We start from the raw sequence: 19,585 nt of genomic DNA, 5'->3' as shown, positions 1-19,585 counted from the left end.
CATCATCACTGATCCATGATGATTAACCTGACGTGATTATCAATGCCCGATGACCAACCACGCTCCGACTCCCCCGGAGGAGATCCCCTCGATGACCGACGCAGTCGATGTCTGACCCCACGCTGGCCGCAGTTACCGGCGGAGCCGACCAGCGCCGGTGGATCGCCCTCGTGGTCGTGTGCCTGGCCATGCTGATGAACGCGCTCGACTCGTCGATCGTCAACGTGGCGTTGCCGTCGATCCAGGGCGACCTGCACTTCAGCCAGTCCAACCTCACCTGGGTCGTCGACGCCTACCTGATCGCCTTCGGCAGTTTCCTGCTGCTCGCCGGGCGCCTCGGCGACCTGGTCGGCCGCAAGCGGGTGTTCCTCACCGGGGTCGCGCTGTTCACCGCCGCCTCGGCGCTGTGCGCCGTCTCCCCCAACCAGGGCACGCTGATCGTGGCCCGCTTCGCCCAGGGGCTCGGCGGCGCCGTCTCCTCGTCGGTGATCATCGCGATCATCGTCACCGAGTTCCCGAACGCGACGGAGCGGGCCCGGGCGATGAGCGCCTACATGCTCGTCGCCGTCGGGGGCGGGTCACTGGGGCTCGTGGCCGGCGGAGTGCTCACCCAGGCCGTGAGCTGGCACTGGATCTTCCTCATCAACGTCCCGATCGGGGTCGCGACCTTCGCCCTCGGGGTCGTCCTGATCGAGGAGAACGTCGGTCTCGGAGTGGGCCGAGGAGTGGACGTCACCGGTTCCCTGCTGGTCACCGCGGCGCTGCTGCTCGGCATCTACGCGATCGTCACGGCGGCCACCCACGGCTGGGCCTCGGCCCAGACACTCGGGTACGGGGCCGTCGGGGTTGTGCTCCTGGCCGCGTTCTTCCTGGTCGAGGCCCGGCGGAGCAATCCGATCATGCCGTTGCGGATCCTGCGGGTGCGCAGCCTGGTCGGCTCCAGTGTGGTGCGCGGATGCCTGTTCATCGCGATGTACGCCGTCTTCTTCTTCGGCGCGCTCTACCTCGAGCAGGTCCGCGGCTACAGTCCGCTGCGCACCGGGCTCGCGTTCCTGCCAATGTCCCTCGTCGTCGCGGCCCTGTCGATGGGCATCGTCAGCCGGCTGCTCATCCGCTTCGGAGCGATGAACGTGCTCGTCCCCGGACTGGTCGCGGTGATCGTCGGCCTGTTCCTGCTGACCCGGGTGGACGAGCACACCAGCTACGCCGCCGGCCTGCTCCCGGGGCTGCTGATCCTCGGTCTCGGCATGGGCGTCGCGATGGTCCCGCTGCTGTCGATCGCCATGGCGGACGTCCCCCCGGCCGACGCCGGGCTGGCCTCGGGAATCGTCAACGTCTCGCTCTGGCTCAGCTCCTCGGTCGGCCTCGCCGTCCTCTCCAGCCTCGCCGCCAGCCGCACGAAAACCCTCACCGCCCACGGGCACTCCGCCGTCGCCGCCCTGGTCAGCGGCTATCACCTGGCCTTCCTGATCGGTACCGGCTGCGCCCTGCTCGGGCTCGTCACGACGCTCGTCGTCCTGCGCGCTCCGGCCCGGGCGGCGTTCGCGGCGACGCGGGCGGCAGCGGCGGCGACAGCCGAATCCGCGAAGCTGCCCACCCCCCGCGAGCGTCCTGAGCCCCGAGTGGAGGCGGTCCCCCACGAGTCCTGAGCCGCACGACCACCCCGGCCGACGTGGCCACCGGCGAGCACGCCGCCAGGGTGCCCGCCTACTCGGCGACAGCGCGCCGACGTCCGCCGGTGGGTTCGCGGGCCAGCAGCCGCCGGGTGATGGCTTCCAGGCGGGACGCCGCCGAACCGCTGAACGACGGGCCGTCCACGCTGATGCGGCGTCCTTCGACAAAGGCGCTCAGTGGGTCGGGGGGCGGCGCGTCAAGGAGAGGCGGAGATCAACCAGTTTCCCGATCTGCTCGACATCATCCAGGGACGTGCGGCGAATCCGGTCACCGAGGCGCTCGCCGACCGGTTGGCCCGGCTGACGCTGGCGGGGAAGCTGCGGGTCGGCGACCCGTCCGCTTCCCGGCCGCCGCACCGAGGCGATAGTGCATCCGTGCCAGAACTAGCCGAAGGCCCGCACCGCGTTGTACATCAGCAGGGCTGCGCGCTCGCAGGGCATCATGACACCGAGCCAGTTCACCTGCGGCTGGCCGGCCGTCACGCAGGTCGCCCGCAGGTCGACGAGGAACTGGTTGTCGATCGCCAGCCGCCGCTGCCCGGTGGGGTCGACCGCGGGGCCGTTCAGGAAGTTGCGGTAGCCGAAGTCGTGACGCAGGCAGGGGTCGGCGAACAGGTCGTCCACCTCGGGCGGAGTCGGCCCGCTGCATCCGTCGGTCGTCCACACCAGGATTCCTGACGGACCGGCCGCCCGCGCGTTCCGCACGACGACGAAGTCGGCCAGCGGGAGGCTGTACACGCTCGGCACGTCGACGGCGGGCACCTCCCCGCCGGGCACCCGGTGGACGTCGGTCTCCGTACCGGTGGCGAACACGGCGCCGCCCTGGAAGTAGCTCACGCTGTCCGCACCGACCGCGGGACGCGGGTCGAGCAGCGGATTCCCGAGCGGCCCGGTCGGGCCACCGAGTTGCGCGTAACGGTCGTAGACCGGGCCGCACACCTTGAAACCGCCCACAACGTGACAGCCGCCGGATCCGGCACCCGCGGTGGACGCCGCCGCCGCGACGGACTGGCAGCCGGCCGCGAGCAACGCGAGCACGGTGCAGGCGAGCGCGGTGGCGGCGGCGGGGCGGCGCCCCAGCCAACGTCGCACGGCGGGGGCCCGACGGTCTGACATGATCTGCTCCTTTTCGACCAGTCGACGGTAGGTCGAAAAGGGCCCCTGGGGCACGATGTGCCACTGTGCGGTAACCGACAGGTCGGCTGGCGTACAGCCGCCCGGACGCCGGCGGGCCGGGCCGGCCACCCCGAACCGCATTCAACCGGGCTATGGAACAGCCTTCAGGGAAGTGTTTCGCCGAAGGCTTTCAACCAACCGGGCGGCGGAATGCCGTACGGGCGTAGCCGGGTCTGGCTGCCGTCGTCGACCAGCACCGCCTGGCCGTCACGCAGCCTGGCCGTCGGCCGTCCGATCAGCGCACTCACACGATCGTCGAAAGAGTCACTGTAGCGGCGGGTGAGTACGATGCCGAACTGGTTCAGAATATCCCGGTGGACGCGGCGCAGCCCATTGCGGTCGATCGTCGCGATGACGAACACGCCTACTTCGGAGCCCTGCTCCAGCAGATGGCTGAGCGGCACACCCACTCCGGCCGCGCCATAGCCTTTCGGGGAGGAGTCGAGCTCACGGCAGCGGTGCAGGCCGTTGAGTATGAGCACCCTGCAGTCGGCGATCGAGGTCATGGTGTACGCGTCGTCCGCATGCCTCTTTCGCACAAGGTCCGCGAGGGACTCGATCCGCTCCAGGCAGTGTGTGGCGCTCCATCGGCGCAGGCCGGGGAGGACAGCTCCCAGCTCGGCATGGACAGCGGTGTAGCGGTGGTCCACCGGGGTGAAATCGATCAGGGTGATGGCGTCCGCGTGATCCGCGTGGCCTGCCTGAGCCCCCTGATCGGCGTGATCAGCATGATCCGGAGACGCGGTGCTCCGGCCCACGCCCAGCGTGGCGAGCGCCGCGGCGGTCGATGTCAGTACACCGACGTTCGCGGCGTCGTCACCGATGACCGACATCGTGCGATCGGCACTCGGGGTGAGGTCGACGCACACCGGGGCCGACAGCCCCATCGGCTCGCCGAGCCAGATCCGAATCGTCTTCGCCGGGGTCGACTGAGCACGGGCCAGCTTTTCGAAGATCCCGTCACGGGTGATGTCACCCGGGCCGGTCACCGTCGTACACCGCGGGAACACGGACGTGGTGCCGTGCGTGGGCGAGCTTGCGCATGGCCCCGAGCATCGCCGTGCGGGTGCCGGCCTCGATGAAGGCGATCTGGAACTTCGTGTCACGACCGAGCTGGCCCGAGCTGGGATTGTAGATCGCTTCACCCCGAAGGCCCAGCTGACTGGCGCTGGGATTGTTCTCGGCGAGTACCCGGCGGCTGACCTGGTCATCGCAGCGCAGCGCGACCCGCACCTCCATCTGCCGGACGGTGCTACCGCCCATGACGACCGGGCTGCTCGGCGTCTGCGACGAGAGCAGTACGTGGATCCCGTACGCCCGACCCATGCGGACGAGGGTCTCCAGGCTGGCCGCCGCGTCCCGGCCGACCGCGTCGTCGACGTCGAACAGGACGTGGAACTCGTCGACGACGAGCAGGATCCGGGCGAGCCGTGGGTCGCTGGCCCCGTTCGCGGCCCTGGCCCGGGCGCTCCGGTAGTTGGCGAGTTTCTCGACCCCGTATTTTTTGAAGAGCTCCGCACGGAAATCGATCTCCGTCAGTAGTGTGCGCATCGTTTCCAGGCCGAACTCGCGTTCGCTGTGAATGGCCACCTGGCGGGCATGCGGCAGCTGCCGGACGGCATAGTCCTGGAACTCGATGCCCTGCTTCAGGTCTACCAGGTAGAGCTCCAGTTCCGCCGGGGAGTAGACGGTCGCCGCGGCCAGCACGATCGTGTGCAGCAGGGTCGTCTTTCCCGAGCCGGTGGTACCGGCGACCATGACGTGATTGCGGGTGCCCTCACCCAGCCGCATGGCCATGACGTCGTCCAGGCTGTACGTCCCGATCGGGATCACGAGCCCGTCGGAGGCATCGCCCTGCCACCAGGTGGCCGGATCGCCCGCGTCGACCGGTCGCTCCATACCGGCGATGCCCCCGAGCTCGGGTCTGGTCGCCGCCGGCACCAGCGACAACACGCGGTCCAGGGAGACGACCACCTTGCCGGCGTCACGCGCCCGATCCGCGACACGGTCGACGATCGTTCCCAGCATCCGGGACGTCTCCCAGGTCGGCTCGCGCGGATGCTCCAGCACGAGCTCCCACCGGTCGGCCGCCGGCGACCCCGCCGCGGCCGGCCCGGGCCTGGCCCGCCCTCCCCCGACCAGCTCCAGGTGGTGGGGATGCTCGGGGTCATCGTCCGTGATCATCAGGACGGTGTAGACACCGCACCGAGGGCCGTTCGCCATGACCTGGTCGAGCCGGGTAAGGCTGTCCGGCGTGGTGAATCCGCGAGGGTAGTCGAAAACCACCACGACGTGGTAAGGCTCAGGGCGCGCGTCAACCAGCTGGTTGTAATCGACAAGCGAGTCCAGCCGGTGCGGGCCCAGCAGGTCCCGTTCGATCCGCCCGATGCGCCCGACCAGCTCGGCGAGCCTGCCCTCGATCTCGTGATAGTCGATGAGCGGGGTCTCCATGAGCCGCACGTCAGTCGAGTTGAGCCCGGAGAGCGACCGCACGGACCGACCCAGCGAGATCGAGTCGACAACCGACAGCCGCAGCTGGCCGGGTGGGATCGAGGCCAGCATCCGGCCGATCAGGCCGAGCGCGACGTCGGAATGTTCGGTGTTCGCGCGACCGGCCTTGACAACGAGGTTGGTCGTGCGGGGAAACGGCAGGAGGGCGGGCACGACGAGTTGCCCGCCGTCATGCCCGGCCCGGATGTACCACCCGATTCGCAGTCCGTCGACGGGTGTGGAGACCGGGGACCACGTACTCCAGTCAGCGTCCGCCGGYAGACTGATCCCGTCGAGGTCGGCGCGGACCGCGGCGACCTCCGCCTGGAACAGCGCCAGGCTTTGCCGCCAGGCGCGCTTCGCGGCCGCGACGGCGTTGCCGTGGCTGGCCCGGGCGTTCTGGGCGGCCGTCCGCACCTGCGCGTCGAGGTCCTCGGTCGCCCGTACGATCAGTTCGTCAGCGCGTCGAACGGCAGCTACCGCGACCCTGGTCCAGTGCCGTTTGCTTCGCAGCGGCGAGCGCAGGCGACGAACGGCCAGCGCCAGCGCGTCGACGACCTCCGTGGCGCTGTGCTCGGGAACGGGGCCGTGCTGGCGGCCTTCCTCGGTCTCCCATAATCGCGGTCGGGAAACGAGGATGTCACGCACCTCGGTCACCCGGCTCTCGACCTCTCGCGCGCGCCAGTCGGCCCACTTCGCCACTGCCTGGCTGCGCTTCTTGCCCACTTTGTCGCGCTCTCCGGCAAGCGCCGCGTCGGCCTCGTTCACCGCACGGTCCGCCTCACCGACAATGCGGTCCGCATCGGCACGTAGCCGCTGCAGCCTTTGGATGAGATCTTCGCGGCCCGCCTGCGCCTCACTCATCCTGAGCGCCCGCCGACCGCCGCGGCCCGTCATCCTGGACGTCCGCCCACCACTGCGGCCTGTCGTCCTGGGCATCCGCCGACCGCCGCGGCCTGTCGTCCTGGCGGCGGCGGCGCGAGCAAGCCTCGTTCTCCTGTTCGGCGAAGATCCGGTTGATGTCACCCACAGCCTGGTCCATGTCTGTCGACGTCCTCGCGAACTCCGCGAGTTCCGCGGCCATGGGCCGGGCGTAGTGCTCCAGATAGCGGTGGCCGGGTGTGTCGGTCCAGCTCCGCGTCAACTCGGTGAGGGCCCCGCTGAAACGAGCCAGGACGTCACCCGCGATCTGGACGGATTCGGTAAGACGGCTGTACTCCGCGGGCCGGTGCAGCGGTGCGTCAGGATCCATCGGACTACCCGATGCCGGAGAAGGGACTGGCAGACCCGGTCAGCGCGGCGGAGACCAGGCTGGGGAGATCCGAGTTGTACTCGTCGAGCAGATCGACTCTGCAGGTGAGCAGGAAGGTCGCGTTCGTTGCGAGGTCACGGAGCGCGGCCGCCCTCGCTGCCGCGAACTGGGCGCGGCCGACCTCTGACTGGACCCGGTCACGCAGCGAGAGTGCGGCGCTCACGCGCTGCTCGGCCCAGTGTGCCTCGACCCGGGCCTCCGCGAGCCTTCCCATGGCCTGGTCCAGCCTGCGGGTGGCGAGGGCCAGGCCCGCCTCGGCACGCGCGACGGCCGCCATGGAACCGGAGACATCCGCCGGCCGCGGGTTCATCCCCTTCCCGGTCGGTGCCGCCGCGTTCCGTGTGGGCTCGTTCGAGCTCCGCCTGGGCCCGTGCCAGCGCGTGGCGCGCGTGCTCGACCGCCGTCTCCGCGGTCCGCACCGCGTTCTCGGCCGACGTCAGCTCCCGCCTGGCCTCGTCGTACTCGATGCGCCGCGACCGCACGTTCTCCTCGGCCCGATCCGTCAGCGCGGTCAGTCGGCTGACCATCTCGGCGACCACGTTGTCGATACCGGCCACCGTGGTCGCCATCACCTCCACATGCCTGTTGAGCACGGCGGGGTCCGCCGATACGAGTGACACCTGCCTCCCGCCCCGTTAAGTCCGTCCGCCCCGTAGCGTCGCGACCGCTCAGGAGGACAAGTTGAGATAGTCGTTGAGCGGCTCGGTCTTCCGGCGCACCTTCTGGGCGATATCGTTCGAGGTGCTGAGGAAGGCGCGGAGCCTGTCAGCCATCTCCGCGACCTCGGACGCGAACTGCTGCCCCTGGGCATCCTGCCAGTCAAGACCATCGAAGTGGGAACGAAGCCTGCCGATCTCGCCGAGCATGCCCGTGCTGAAGTCGTTGAGATGCGTGGCGAACTTGGCCATGGCATCCGGGTCGGCGTGCACCTGTCGGGTCATCGATCCTCCGTTCCTCGGGCCGCGGCGCCGAATGTCGCCTTTTTACGGGATCTGAAAGCCAGACAAAATCATTGTCGCAGCCCGGACTCCGCGGCGCAGCCCTTTTCTGCAAGCCTGGTCGACCGGCCAGCGCCCAGTGCCCGAACCCGCTTGTTCCGAGGTCTGGTCACCGATGCCGTCCCGACGGAGGCAGAATGCTCGGCGGAAAAACCTCGGAGCATCAGCTCAGAAGAGCACGCTGCCGGTGGGTGACTCGCCGAGGCGGTAGCAGGTGTCGCTGTCGCGCAGGTAGCCGAAGGCGAACGCCTGGGCGCGCTGGCGGGGCGTGCCGTGCGCGCCGTCCGAGGTGGCGGTCTCGCGGTCGAACCAGCCACGGTCGCGGGTGTCGCCGAGGGTGAAGAACAGCAGGGCGCCGGAAAAGGCGTCGCCGAGGTCGAGCCGGTCGGCGTCGGTGGCGAAGCGGGCCTCGTCGCCGGCGAGGCAGTCGGCCTGGTTCTCCTCCGCGCGGGACACGACCCCGGTCCGGCCGGAGTGGGTGGCCGCCCGGTGGGCCAGCTCATGCATGATCACGTACATCGGGTAGGACGGGCCGCCGGCGTCGTGCAGTTCGGTCATGAAGTCGACGCTGTACGCGACGGTGTCGTCGAGTGGGCAGTAGAGGGCGTTGCCGGCGAAGGCGGCCGGGTCGGTTTCGCCCTCTCCGCAGGCGATCGGTGGGATCTCGCCGTCGCGGTAGGGGACGAAGCGCGGCGCGGTCCACTGGTCGCCCAGCTCACCGGCCCAGTAGGTGTTCACCGCACCGGGACAGCCCGCCGGTTCGGAGATGATCGCCTCGACGTCCTGAACTGTCTCGACGGGACCGCCGCAGCTCCCGGCGGGCGCGGTCAGCTCCGCGGCCGGGGCGGCGCCGTCCCCGGCGGCCGTCGACTCCAGCCCGGCGCATCCAGCCAGCAGACTGCCGCCGAGTGCAGCGGCGAGCATGCCCGCCAGGACCGTTCGCCTGACTCCCATGCCGCCCACCGTATGAGCCCGTGTGGGCACATGGCCCGCTTCGTCGGCACTCGGACAGATCTGGCCGCGGGCCCCGCCCGCACCGTGGTGGTCGAGTGGCGGCTGCCGCGGGTGCCGGCGGCGATCGTGTTCGGCGCCGCGATGGGCGTTCGTCCCGGGGTTCTCGCCGACCCACTCCTTAGTAAGTGTTCACTTGTGTCTTTGGGTCAACGCGGCTAGCCTGCTCTCCACGCGGCGGATCAGTCCGGGGAGTGCGACGCGTGACCGCCGTGGGCGCGTCGAAGGCACGGTCCCGTCGTCACCGAGGTCGCTCAGCTCCCGGAGAGGCCGTGAACGTACACGCGGGTATGTGCCACCGGCGCAGCCGAAACGACGCGAGGAGACCCGAGTGGTCAAGCTGGCTGACGGAATTCGAGTGGTCGACGCGGACGCGCACATGACCGAGCGCCACGACCTGTTCACCGAACGGGCGCCGAAAGGCTACGAGGACCGGGTCCCCCACGTCGAGCGGATCGACGGCGTCGACATGTGGATCGTCGAGGGCAAGGCGTTCGGCAAGGCAGGCTCCGGCGGCACCGTCGACCACCACGGGAAGAAGCACCCGTTCCGGGACTCCCAGGGCGGGTCCTGGGGCATCAACGACGTGCACCCCGCGGCGTGGGATCCGAAGGAGCGCCTGCGCCTGATGGATGAGCTCGGCATCCACACGCAGGTCCTCTACCCCAACGCGATCGGCATCGGCGGCCAGAACCTGCGGAACTCGGTCCAGGACCCGATCGTTCTCCGGCTCTGCGTCGAGCTCTACAACGACGCGATGGCGGAGGTCCAGGCGGAGTCGGGCAATCGGCTGCTCCCGATGCCGATCATGCCCGCGTGGGACATCCAGGCCTGCGTCCAGGAGGCCGAGCGCTGCGCCGCCCTGGGCTACCGCGGGGTCAACATGACCGCCGACCCGCAGGACTCCGGCTCACCCGACCTGGGCGACCCCGCCTGGGACCCGTTCTGGGAGGTCTGCGCCGGGAACCAGCTCCCCGTGCACTTCCACATCGGGGCCAGCCAGACCGCGCTGTCCTACTTCGGCACGACCTACTGGCCGAGCCAGGACGACTACGTGAAGCCGGCGATCGGCGGCGCGTCGCTGTTCCAGAACAACTCCCGGGTACTGCTCAACAGCGCCTACTCCGGGATGTTCGACCGTCACCCCGACCTGAAGATGGTCTCGGTCGAAAGCGGCATCGGCTGGGTGCCGTTCATGCTCGAGGCGATGGACTACGAGCTCGAGGAGAACGCGCCGGAGTACTTCCACAAGCTGCAGAAGCGGCCGTCGGAGTACTTCGCGTCGAACTGGTACGCGACCTTCTGGTTCGAGAAGGGCCGCGGCGACCTCCAGCACCTCGTCGACACCGTCGGCGAGGACAACATCATGTTCGAGACCGACTTCCCGCACCCGACCTGCCTGCACCCGGACCCCCTCGGAATGGTCGGTGAGACGATCGCCTCGCTGCGTCCCGAGACGCAGCGGAAGGTCATGGGCGGCAACGCGGTCAAGCTCTACCGCGTCTGACCCGGCTCGCGGCGTGAACCCGGCACGACCGGGCGGGCCCGCTCCAGGCAGTGGCCATGGAACGGGCCCGGGCGGCCGGCCGCCGGACACGACGACAAGGACGGGCCGCAGCACCCGCGATCCCGGGCCCGGACCGTCATGGCGGTTTGGTGCTCAGATCTGGTTGACCCCGCCGTCGACGTAGAGGTTGCTGCCGGTGGTGAAGCTGCTTGCCGGGGAGGCGAGGAACAGCACGGCGTTCGCGACCTCGTCCGGGTGACCCATGCGACCCAACGGCACCTCGCTGGCCAGGGAGCCCTTCAGTTGGTGGGCCTGCTCCTCCTCGTCGGCGGCCAGGCCGGTGATGCCGGGGGTGTCGATGGGGCCGGGAGTGATGGCGTTGACCCGGATGCCCCGGCCCTTGAGCTCGTCGCGCCGGGGAACAGTTTGTAGATCGTCAGCGGCGAGACGCGGGCACGGCGCGCCACCTCGCGCGTCTGGACGGCGTCGTGGCCACCGGACTCGAGCAGCTCCAGCACCACGCTGAGAATCGCGTCGGCTGGCTCAGACCCGGGCACCTGGTTCATCTCCGCCGTGTCCCGCCGCCCTGCGGCTCGGCGGTGAGGATGTCGTCGCGGAAGCCAGCGGCGAGGGCGCGTAGCGCGGCGTCGAGGTAGAGGGTGAGATCGGCGTCCGCGTGGATGGACCAGCGTTCGTAGGCGGCACGGCAGACGGCGAGGGTGGCCCGGCCGACGGCGAGCGGGTAGAGCGAGTCGGCCGGCTGATCGGTGCGGCGGGCGACGAACTCGGTGATCGCGCGCTCCCAGGCGTCGTAGTGCACCGTGGCGCTGGCGACGAGTTCGGGCACCGTGCTGATCAGATGCATGCGCATGCGCAGCTCAGGCACGTCCTCGGCCCGGTAGTAGTTGGCTGCGATGACCGCGTGACGGACGGCGTCCATCACGGGCAGGTCGCCGGAGGTCTGCCGGAGATTGGCGCGGATCGTGGTGACCTCGTTGTCGAACTCGTTCCACAGCACCTGCGACTTCGCGTCGAAGTACTTGCGGGCGCTCGTCCCGCGGGGCCGGCCACGGCGGTCGGGGCTTGTTTGTGGCACTAGGTGACGTTATTGTGCCCGATATTCGTCACACGGTGCCTAAAGACCAGCCGAAGGAGCAGCTCGATGACGGACACCCAGACCCAGGCGAACGACGAGGTCACGGCAGAGGTTCCGGAGCCGTTGGTGGCGGACGAGCTGCTGGTCGAGGAGGTGTCGATCGACGGCATGTGCGGTGTCTACTGATCCCGCCGCTCGGCCGTCGCCGTTCGACCTTGACGCCGCCTGGTACGTGCCGGCGCAGGTGTCGATCCGCCCCGAGCGCTTCGGCGCGCTGCTGTACCACTTCGGTACCCGGCGCCTGTCGTTCCTGAAGAGCCCCGAGCTGCTGAAGGTCGTGCAGGTACTGGCCGACTTCCCGACAGCCCGCGCGGCTTGCACCGACGCGGGCGTGTCGGCGGCCGAGCTGCCCGCGTACCGCGCCGCTCTGGCCACGTTGGCCGCGTCGGAGATGATCCGGGAGAGGAAACCGTCGTGAGCACACCGCTGCCACTGGCCGAGCAGTTCCAGTACGGCCTGGACGCGCCGATCTGCCTGACCTGGGAGCTGACCTACGCCTGCAACCTGGCCTGCGTGCACTGCCTGTCCAGCTCGGGCCGGCGTGATCCGCGCGAGCTGTCCACCGCCGAGTGCAAGGCCGTGATCGACGAGCTCGAGCGGATGCAGGTGTTCTACGTCAACATCGGTGGCGGCGAGCCGACCGTCCGGTCGGACTTCTGGGAGCTCGTCGACTACGCCACCGCCCACCACGTGGGGGTCAAGTTCTCCACCAACGGAGTCAGGATCACCCCCGAGGTGGCGGCGCGGCTGGCCGCCAGCGACTACGTCGACATGCAGATCTCGCTCGACGGCGCGACCGAGGCCGTCAACGACGCGGTGCGCGGGCCCGGCTCGTACCAGACGGCGATGCGCGCCATGGCAAACCTGGCCGCCGCCGGGTTCCGCGGGTTCAAACTGTCAGTCGTGGTGACCCGGCACAACGCCGGCCAACTCGACGAGTTCAAGGCGATCGCCGACCGGTTCGGCGCGCAGCTGCGGCTGACCCGGCTGCGGCCGTCCGGCCGGGGCGCCGACGTCTGGGACGAGCTGCACCCGACGGCCGCCCAGCAGCGGGAGCTCTACGACTGGCTGGTGGCGCACGGCGAGCGGGTCCTCACCGGGGATTCGTTCTTCCACCTGGCCGCCTACGGCGACGCGCTGCCCGGGCTCAACCTGTGCGGCGCCGGGCGGATGGTGTGCCTCATCGACCCGGTCGGTGACGTCTACGCCTGCCCGTTCGCCATCCACGACAGCTTCCGCGCCGGCAACGTCCGCGGCGAGGGCGGGTTCACCGGGGTCTGGCGGACCTCGGAGCTGTTCGCCGACCTGCGCCAGCCGCAGACCGGCGGGGCCTGCACGTCGTGCTCGGCGTTCGACGCCTGCCGGGGCGGGTGCATGGCGGCGAAGTTCTTCACCGGCCTGCCGCTGGACGGCCCCGACCCGGAATGCGTGAAGGGCCACGGCGCGGCCGCGCTGGCCGCGGTGGACCTCGAGCTGGTGCCGAAGCCGTCGCTGGACCACTCCCGCCCGGCGTCCCGCCGGGCGGGCCCGGTCCCGGTGACGATCGGCGCGCGCCCACCCGACCGCGCGTGTGAGGAGAGCCCGCTGGCCGGGCTGAGGCTCTGACATGCGAGGAACTGAGGTACGAGCCGTGGACAGCTGGCGGGCGGCGTGACCGCCGACCGCACCGTCGCCGTGGTCACCGGGGCGGCGCGCGGGATAGGCGCGGCCACCGTGCTGGCGCTGGCGCAGCAGGGCTGGGAGGTGCTCGCGGTCGACCGCGGGAAGGACGATCCCGCGCTCGCCTACCCGATGGGCACCGAGGCCGAGCTCGGGGAGGTGGTGGCGGAGGCGAACTGGCGGGTCGAGGCGGCGGACCGGGTCCGCCCGTTCATCGCCGACGTCCGGGACGCCGCCGCGCTCCAAGCCGCCGTCGCCGAGGCCGAGGCCCGGTGGGGTGGCCTGGACGCCGCCGTCGCGGCCGCCGGGGTGATCGCCGGCGGCGTGCCGCTGTGGGAGGTCCCGGCGGAGCAGGAACAGGCCGTGCTGGACGTGAACCTCGGCGGTGTCCTGAACCTGGCTCGGGCGGCCGTGCCCGCGATGCTGCGGCGGCCACCGCCGCGGCACGGCCGTTTCCTGGCGGTGGCGTCGGCCGCGGCGACCCGCGGGCTGCCGATGCTGGCCGCCTACTGCGCGGCGAAGGCCGGCGTCACCGGGCTGGTCCGGGCCCTGGCAGCCGAGCTGGGAGACACCGGTGTCACCGCGAACGCGGTCAGTCCGGGCTCCACCGACACACCGATTCTGGCCGAGAGCGCCCGCCTGTACGGCCTCAGCGGGGCGCCGGAGTTCGCCGCGCAGCAACCGCTCCGACGGCTGCTCGCCCCGGCGGAGGTCGCGGAGGTCCTCGCCTTCCTCGCCGGACCGGCCAGCAGCGGGATGACCGGTGCCGTCGTACCGGTCGACGGAGGCCTCGCGCTGTGACCACGCCCGTGGCCCCGCTGCCGGCCGGCTTCCGGGTCGTTCTCGACACGTCGGCACGGCGGCTGAGCGCCGACAGCTGGCTCGGCGGCTCGCCGGCCAGGGTGATCCGGCTGACCGCGGCCGGCCAGGCCGCCTGGCAGGAGCTCGCGACCGGCCCGGTGGTGTCCCCACGGGCAGGCGCCCTGGCCCGCCGGCTCACCGACGCCGGCCTGGCACATCCCAGGCCGCCCACGCCGCGGCACGACCCGGACGTCACCGTCGTGATCCCGGTCCACGACCGCGTCGACAAGCTGGCCCGGTGCCTCGCCGCGGTGGGCGACCGCCACCCGGTCGTCCTGGTCGACGACGGCTCGCGCGAGCCCGGAGCGATCATCGAGCTCGCCGACCGGTTCGGCGCGAAGGTGATCAGGCGCCCCGTCAACGGCGGGCCGGCGGCGGCCCGCAACACCGGGCTGGCGGCGACCGCCGGCGAGCTCGTCGCCTTCGTGGACAGCGACTGCGTGCCGCCGACGGGCTGGATCGGCGCGCTGGCCGCGCACTTCGCCGACCCGCTGGTCGGCGCCGTGGCCCCGCGCACGGTCCCCGTTCCCGGCGCGCCGGGCGGCTGGGCCGGCCGGTACGCCGGCACCACACGCAGCCTCGACCTCGGCGGCACGCCGGCCCGGGTCGGGTCGAACACCCGGGTGGCCTACGTCCCGACCGCCGCGATCCTGGTCCGCCGCGCGGCGCTGGCCGAGATCGCCGGCGGCGGTCCGGCGGCCGGCGGGGCGTTCGACACCACGCTGTCGGTCGCGGGCGAGGACGTCGACCTGGTGTGGCGGCTGGACAAGGCGGGCTGGCGCATCCGGTACGACCCGACCGTCGAGGTCCGGCACCTGGAACCGGAGACCTGGGCCGGGCTGCTCGGCCGGAGGTTCCGGTACGGCACGTCCGCCGCGCCGCTGGCGCTGCGCCACCCGGGATCGCTGCCCCCGCTCGTCCTGTTCCCGGGGCCGGCGCTGACGGTCGCCGCGCTGCTCGCCCGTCGGCCCGTGCTGGCCGCCGCCGCGTACACCTGTTCGGTACTGCGCACCGTGCGGACGCTGCGCCGGTCAGACCTGCCCGTCCGGGAGGTGGCGCGCGCGACGGCAGGTGCCGTCGGCCGGACCTGGCTCGGCGTCGGCCGGTACGGCACCCAGTACGCCATGCCGCTGCTCGCGGCCGGCGCCGCGGGTGGCGGCCGCCCGCGCTGGGGACGTCGGGCGGCAGTGGCATCACTGGTCGTCGGCCCGGCCCTGGCGGAGTGGGCGGGCCGGCGCGGGTCGATGGACCCGGTGCGGTTCGTGCTCGGCCGTCTCGCCGAGGACGTCGCCTACGGCAGCGGTGTGTGGACCGGGTGTGTGCACAACCGGACGACCATCCCGGTGCGCCCCACGATTGGCCGGCGCGCCCACGGGTCGAGAGGACCCGACCATAGATGAGAGGTCGACCGGCGCTCACCGGCGTTCACCGCGGAGCGCCACTGCCTGGCGATACAGCCGGCCCGCGCGGTAGGAGGAGCGGACCAGCGGCCCCGCCATCGCCCCGGCGAAGCCGAGCTCGGCGGCCCGGGCGGACCACCGTTCGAACTCCTCCGGCTCCACCCAGCGTTCCACCGGATGGTGGCGCGGGCCGGGCCGCAGGTACTGGGTCACCGTCACCAGATCACAACCAGCTGCCCGCAGGTCCGCCAGCACGGCGTCGACCTCGTCGACGGTCTCACCCAGACCGAGGATCAGGTTCGACTTCGTGACGATCCCTTCCGCGTGGGCACGGTTGATCACCTCAAGCGAGCGCTCGTAGCGGAAGCCCGGCCGGATGCCGCGGAAGATCCGGGGCACCGTCTCGACATTGTGGGCAAGCACCTCCGGGCCGGCACCGAACACCTCGGCCAGCAGGGCCGGGTCACCACGGAAGTCCGGGATCAACAGCTCGACGCCGGTTCCGGAGGAACGCGCATGGATCTGGCGCACGGTCTCGGCGTACAGCCAGGCCCCTCCGTCGGCCAGGTCGTCCCGTGCCACCCCGGTGACGGTRGCGTAGTGCAGTCCCAGGCTGGCGACGGATTCGGCCACCCGGCGAGGCTCGTCCCGGTCGAGCGGAGCGGGTCTGCCGGAGTCGATCTGGCAGAAGTCGCAGCGCCGTGTGCAGACGTCCCCGCCGATCAGGAAGGTCGCCTCCCGATCCTCCCAGCACTCGAAGATGTTMGGGCAGGCGGCCTCCTCGCACACCGTGTGCAGCCCGGACTCGCGGACCACGGCCATCACCTCGGTGTAGGCGGGACCGACGCGCATCCGGGTGCGCATCCACGGCGGCTTGTTCTCGACCGGGGTCCGGGCGTTGCGGACCTCGAGCCGCAGCATCGCACGGCCGTCCGGTGTCACGGGCCGTCCTCGGTCATCAGCTCGTCCCGGCGGTGGCCCGCCACGACGCCGACGGCTCCTCGATCCGGTACAGCTTTGTCGCGTTCTCCCAGAGAATCTTCCGGCGCGCTCCCCCGTCGACGTGCCCGAGGCCGGACGTGATGGTCTCCTGGATGTTCTGGAACAGGCAGGTGGTGTGCGGGAAATCGGTCTCGAAGAGGATGTTGTCGATCGGCATCAGATCGAGGAAGTGCTTCGGGGCTACCGACTCGAACCAGTAGGTGACGAAAACGCTCTGGCGGAACAGATCCGACGGCAGCACGTCTCCCGACTGGCGCTCCCGGCCCGGACGGAACGCGCCGAGCCAGCTGTAGTCGGTGGCCTCGAGCATGAACGGAAGCCAGCCGATACCGCTCTCCACGGAGACGAACTTCAGCTCGGGATAGCGGGACAGCACGCCCGACGTGATCAGATCCGAGCACTGGACACCGTTCTTCATGAACAGGCTCACCGCGCAGTAGGCCTGCGCCCCTTCCACGCCGTGCTGGGCGTAGCGCTCCGGGGTGGACAGCTCCAGGGTGTCTCCGGCGCTGCCGATGTGGAAGTGGATCGGCAGGTCGGCCGCACGGGCGACCTCCCACAACGGATTCCAGTGCGGCGATCCGAGCACGGGCAGCCCGTAGCGTTGCGGCTCGCCGGTGAACAGGATTCCCCGCGCGCCCAACGGGGCGCACCGCTCGATCTCCCGTACGGTCTCGTCGATGTCCCAGAACGGCGTGGCCACCACCGGCAGCAGCCGGCGCAGGTCGGCCGAGGACCACTCGAGGAGGAAGTCGTTGTACGCCGAGACGCACAGCAGCTTCAGCGTGTCGTCCTTCAACTTCAGGAAGTTCTCACTGCCGAACCCGCCCACGTTCGGGTAGAGCACCTGGGCCCAGATACCCGCCTCGTCCATGTACTTCAGACGGGCATCCGCCTGGTACGCGCCCGGGTGGCAGTCCTCGTAGGTCTGCGGGTACTCGGGCGGGAACGTCGGCCATCCCGCCGGAGCCGTCACGCCGACCGGCGCCAGCCGCTCCCCGTGGAGCACCCAGGTGTCCGCCGTGCCCTGCCGCACCACGTGTGGAACGTCCTCGCGATACTTCGCCGGCACCCGAGCGGTCCACACGTCCGGCGGCTCGGTGATGTGACTGTCCGCGTCAATGATCAACTCTGGCGCTGCCATTTTCCCTACTCTCCTGGTTTCTTCGCGCTGCCCTCATGAACCATCATCAGTGCGTCGCCCGCGGCCGTCTTTGCACATTCGGTCAAGTCCTTGTTTGTTTCGGCGGCCAGCTCTCCGCCAATGCCGACCGAGCGAGCGGCCGGATCTCGCCGTTCCAGCCGTTCCGCGATGGCACCGACCGGGCGCCGCGGTCACGCGGCGTCGGGGCCCTTGCGGACGCGTGTCAGGACTCCTTTTCGGCCAGTCGCCGAACGCCCTTCTTGCGCACGGCGACGTCGCCGGTGGCACATGCCCGGCAGGCCAGCCGAAGATGGGTGAGATCACGACGTCGCGCACCGGGAAGTCGGTTTTCGAGGGCGTCGGTTTCCTCGCCGTCGGCGGGTGTCAGGTGCTCAGCTCCGCTGAGCACCTCGAAGTGGCATACCGTGCACGTGGCCTGGCCGTGGCACACCGTGGGCCAGTGGTACCCGAGTCGCCAGGCCGCCTCGATGATCGTCTCGCCGGGCTCGGGCGTGAGATCCGCGCCGATGGGCTCGACCCGGACCAACGGCCGTCTGGGCCGCCCACCCCCCTCTTCGGTCACCTGGCCACCGGGTCGCCGGAGACGACGTGCGCGGCGTGCTTCATACCGATGTAGGAGAAGACGCAGCTGTTCCCGATGCTGGCGCCCGCCCCCAGATAGGTGCGTCCCATCACCGACGCGCTGCAGTTCCCGGCGGCGTACAGACCCGGGATCGGATCATGGTTGGTGTCGAGCACACGGGCGAACTCGTCACAGAGCAGCCCGCCGCTCGTCCCCACGTCACCCGGGTAGAGCTCGACCGCGTAGAAGGGCGCCTTCTCGACGGGCGCGAGCGAGGCGTTCGGCTGGTTGCCGTAGTCGCCCTGGTACCGCTCGTGAGCCCCTTCGCCGCGGTGGAAGTCGGGGTCGGTGCCCTGCTTCGCGAACCCGTTGAACCGCTCGACCGTGGCGGCCAGCCCGGCCGGGTCTATGCCGCACGCCCGCGCCAGTTCCTCCACCGTGTCGGCCTTCTTCATGTAGCCGCTGGTGATCCACTCTTCGGGGGTGTTGGCACGGAACGCGAACAGATAACGACCGCGGTGGCGGGAGTCCATGACCAGCCAGCTCGGAATGGACTCACCGGCCGTGTTGTGCGCGTACATCTGCCGCCCGGCCTCCATGTAGGAGACCGCCTCGTTGAAGTACCGCCGGCCGGCCCGGTCGACGATGATCGAGCCCGGCTTGCTCCGCTCTCCGGTGTGCAGGCTCGGACGTCCGCCGGGCTGGATGGAGGCCGGGATCCACAACGCCTCGTCCATGAAGTCGACGGCGGCGCCGACCCGCTGGGCGGCCTCGATCGCCTCACCCGTGTCCCCGGGGTTGGCGATGGTCCACGACCCCTCGTTCGGCTGCTTCGAGTAGCGTCTGCGCATCTCGGCGTTGCGGGCGAACCCGCCCGAGCTCAACAGCACGCCGCGGCGGGCGCGGATCCGGACGGTCTGCCCGTCCCGACTGGCCACGACGCCGGCCACCCGGCCGTCCTCGACGATCAGGTCGACCAGCCCAGTGTCTGTCCAGACCGTCGCCCCGGCCGCCAGCGCCGCCTCCAGGGCCTGCGCGATCAGTGCCGCGCCGTTGGCCAGCCGGGTCTGCCTCCTGATCCTGCCCATGGCCGTCCGCATCCCCACCCGGAGGGCGGTGCGCATGGCTTTCGGCCGCCGCTTGATCAGCTGCAGCGTGGACGCCTCGCGGGTCATCACGACGATTCCGAGCGCGGCCGTCATGCCCGGCATCAGCTTCGCGAGCCACGGTCCGAGCTTCCTGCCATCGGTCACCGCGGGTTCGATGGAGCGGCCGCGGGCGCTGCCGCCACGAATTCCCGCCACCTGCGCGTAGTAGTCGCTGTACCCTTCGCACCGCTCGAAACGCAGGCCCAGGCCCTGCAGGAAGCGGACCATGTTGGAGCCTTCGACGATGTAGGCGAGCCGCCGCTCCCGCGACGAGGCGGGTCCTACGTCCCCGACCACCGACTCGAAGTACGCCAGCGCGTCCTCAAGGGAGTCGGGAACGTCGTCGGCCTGCATGAGCGGGTTGTTCGGTAGCCACAGGACGCCACCGGACATGGCCGTCGACCCGCCGATCATCGGCTGCTTCTCGATCACCAGCGTGTCCAGGCCGCTCGCCGCCGCGGCCAC

Annotated in this window: 21 protein-coding genes and 1 pseudogene; 8 read left to right on the top strand and 14 right to left on the bottom strand. The window is 70.6% G+C overall.

All coding sequences use genetic code 11. The features are described from left to right. Positions 1-107 precede the first annotated feature (107 nt). Entirely contained in the window at positions 108-1,649 is a 1,542-nt protein-coding gene (locus BBK14_RS30720) for an MFS transporter (protein ID WP_071066662.1), read from the top strand. Positions 1,650-1,850: 201 nt separating this feature from the next. Continuing rightward, a pseudogene (locus tag BBK14_RS43060) lies at positions 1,851-1,952 on the top strand (hypothetical protein); the annotation flags it as partial. A gap of 105 nt (positions 1,953-2,057) precedes the next feature. Here the strand turns inward: BBK14_RS43060 and BBK14_RS30715 are convergent. The 7 genes from BBK14_RS30715 to BBK14_RS30680 all read right to left on the bottom strand — a co-directional run bounded on the left by BBK14_RS30715 (position 2,058) and on the right by BBK14_RS30680 (position 8,603). Then, positions 2,058-2,789 carry a phospholipase gene (locus BBK14_RS30715; RefSeq protein ID WP_071066661.1) on the bottom strand — a complete coding sequence of 244 codons (732 nt, stop codon included), beginning with the start codon at positions 2,787-2,789 and terminating at the stop codon, positions 2,058-2,060. A gap of 164 nt (positions 2,790-2,953) precedes the next feature. Further along, entirely contained in the window at positions 2,954-3,838 is an 885-nt protein-coding gene (locus tag BBK14_RS30710) for a hypothetical protein (protein WP_241831981.1), read from the bottom strand. Then, complete coding sequence (locus tag BBK14_RS41495) at positions 3,822-6,107, bottom strand: FtsK/SpoIIIE domain-containing protein (protein WP_198541481.1); 2,286 nt, start codon at positions 6,105-6,107, stop codon at positions 3,822-3,824. The genes BBK14_RS30710 and BBK14_RS41495 overlap by 17 nt, the downstream gene beginning before the upstream one ends. An 88-nt stretch (positions 6,108-6,195) precedes the next feature. Next, a complete protein-coding gene (locus BBK14_RS37910) occupies positions 6,196-6,591 on the bottom strand; it encodes a hypothetical protein (RefSeq protein WP_071066659.1) in 396 nt (131 codons plus the stop codon). A gap of 4 nt (positions 6,592-6,595) precedes the next feature. Beyond that, on the bottom strand, positions 6,596-6,928 hold the full coding sequence (locus tag BBK14_RS30695; RefSeq protein WP_131802467.1) for a hypothetical protein: 333 nt from the start codon (positions 6,926-6,928) through the stop codon (positions 6,596-6,598). A 391-nt stretch (positions 6,929-7,319) separates the two neighbouring features. Then, on the bottom strand, positions 7,320-7,592 hold the full coding sequence (locus BBK14_RS30685; protein ID WP_131802466.1) for a WXG100 family type VII secretion target: 273 nt from the start codon (positions 7,590-7,592) through the stop codon (positions 7,320-7,322). A 225-nt stretch (positions 7,593-7,817) separates the two neighbouring features. Next, entirely contained in the window at positions 7,818-8,603 is a 786-nt protein-coding gene (locus BBK14_RS30680) for a neutral zinc metallopeptidase (RefSeq protein WP_071066671.1), read from the bottom strand. A 388-nt stretch (positions 8,604-8,991) separates the two neighbouring features. On the opposite strand from BBK14_RS30680, the gene BBK14_RS30675 reads away from it, so the two are divergent. Beyond that, the gene (locus BBK14_RS30675) at positions 8,992-10,167 is read left to right on the top strand and encodes an amidohydrolase family protein (RefSeq protein ID WP_071066655.1); all 1,176 of its coding nucleotides are present in this window, start codon (positions 8,992-8,994) and stop codon (positions 10,165-10,167) included. 153 nt (positions 10,168-10,320) lie between these two features. Here BBK14_RS30675 and BBK14_RS36195 read toward each other — a convergent pair whose 3' ends face one another. Genes BBK14_RS36195 through BBK14_RS30670 form a run of 3 tightly spaced genes read right to left on the bottom strand, consistent with a single transcriptional unit; the run spans position 10,321 to position 11,263 of the window. Next, on the bottom strand, positions 10,321-10,527 hold the full coding sequence (locus BBK14_RS36195; RefSeq protein WP_241831983.1) for an SDR family oxidoreductase: 207 nt from the start codon (positions 10,525-10,527) through the stop codon (positions 10,321-10,323). Beyond that, positions 10,467-10,733 carry a helix-turn-helix domain-containing protein gene (locus BBK14_RS40945; protein ID WP_241831980.1) on the bottom strand — a complete coding sequence of 89 codons (267 nt, stop codon included), beginning with the start codon at positions 10,731-10,733 and terminating at the stop codon, positions 10,467-10,469. Before BBK14_RS40945 ends, BBK14_RS36195 begins: the two co-directional genes overlap by 61 nt. Continuing rightward, the gene (locus BBK14_RS30670; RefSeq protein WP_083391366.1) at positions 10,730-11,263 is read right to left on the bottom strand and encodes an acyl-CoA-like ligand-binding transcription factor; all 534 of its coding nucleotides are present in this window, start codon (positions 11,261-11,263) and stop codon (positions 10,730-10,732) included. Before BBK14_RS30670 ends, BBK14_RS40945 begins: the two co-directional genes overlap by 4 nt. 66 nt (positions 11,264-11,329) lie before the next feature. On the opposite strand from BBK14_RS30670, the gene mftA reads away from it, so the two are divergent. From mftA to mftF, 5 genes are read left to right on the top strand one after another with little or no spacing between them, the layout of a single operon-like run. Further along, positions 11,330-11,449, top strand: a complete 120-nt coding sequence (mftA, locus tag BBK14_RS30665) for a mycofactocin precursor MftA (protein WP_071066653.1) — start codon at positions 11,330-11,332, stop codon at positions 11,447-11,449. Beyond that, on the top strand, positions 11,439-11,741 hold the full coding sequence (gene mftB / locus BBK14_RS30660; RefSeq protein ID WP_071066652.1) for a mycofactocin biosynthesis chaperone MftB: 303 nt from the start codon (positions 11,439-11,441) through the stop codon (positions 11,739-11,741). Before mftA ends, mftB begins: the two co-directional genes overlap by 11 nt. Then, the gene (gene mftC, locus BBK14_RS30655; RefSeq protein ID WP_071066651.1) at positions 11,738-12,928 is read left to right on the top strand and encodes a mycofactocin radical SAM maturase; all 1,191 of its coding nucleotides are present in this window, start codon (positions 11,738-11,740) and stop codon (positions 12,926-12,928) included. Before mftB ends, mftC begins: the two co-directional genes overlap by 4 nt. A 45-nt stretch (positions 12,929-12,973) precedes the next feature. Continuing rightward, on the top strand, positions 12,974-13,783 hold the full coding sequence (locus BBK14_RS30650; protein ID WP_071066650.1) for a mycofactocin-coupled SDR family oxidoreductase: 810 nt from the start codon (positions 12,974-12,976) through the stop codon (positions 13,781-13,783). Continuing rightward, the gene (mftF, locus tag BBK14_RS30645) at positions 13,780-15,243 is read left to right on the top strand and encodes a mycofactocin biosynthesis glycosyltransferase MftF (RefSeq protein WP_083391365.1); all 1,464 of its coding nucleotides are present in this window, start codon (positions 13,780-13,782) and stop codon (positions 15,241-15,243) included. Before BBK14_RS30650 ends, mftF begins: the two co-directional genes overlap by 4 nt. Positions 15,244-15,258: 15 nt before the next feature. Here the strand turns inward: mftF and lipA are convergent, their stop codons facing one another. From lipA to BBK14_RS30625, 4 genes are all read right to left on the bottom strand, one after another. Next, positions 15,259-16,164: a lipoyl synthase gene (gene lipA / locus BBK14_RS30640; protein ID WP_041255986.1), complete on the bottom strand. Its 906-nt coding sequence runs from the start codon at positions 16,162-16,164 to the stop codon at positions 15,259-15,261. A 37-nt stretch (positions 16,165-16,201) separates the two neighbouring features. Continuing rightward, complete coding sequence (locus tag BBK14_RS30635; RefSeq protein WP_071066649.1) at positions 16,202-17,389, bottom strand: amidohydrolase family protein; 1,188 nt, start codon at positions 17,387-17,389, stop codon at positions 16,202-16,204. A gap of 223 nt (positions 17,390-17,612) precedes the next feature. Then, positions 17,613-17,972: a 2Fe-2S iron-sulfur cluster-binding protein gene (locus tag BBK14_RS30630; RefSeq protein ID WP_083391364.1), complete on the bottom strand. Its 360-nt coding sequence runs from the start codon at positions 17,970-17,972 to the stop codon at positions 17,613-17,615. Further along, positions 17,969-19,585 (bottom strand): FAD-binding protein (locus tag BBK14_RS30625; RefSeq protein ID WP_071066647.1); only part of this gene is annotated, 1,617 nt, incomplete at its 5' end. The genes BBK14_RS30630 and BBK14_RS30625, both read right to left, overlap by 4 nt.

This window comes from Parafrankia soli (genome assembly GCF_001854695.1).
GTDB classification, from domain to species: Bacteria; Actinomycetota; Actinomycetes; order Frankiales; family Frankiaceae; genus Parafrankia; species Parafrankia soli.
The sequence above is the reverse complement of the archived record's forward strand: the minus strand, read 5'-3'. Positions and strand labels throughout refer to the sequence as shown.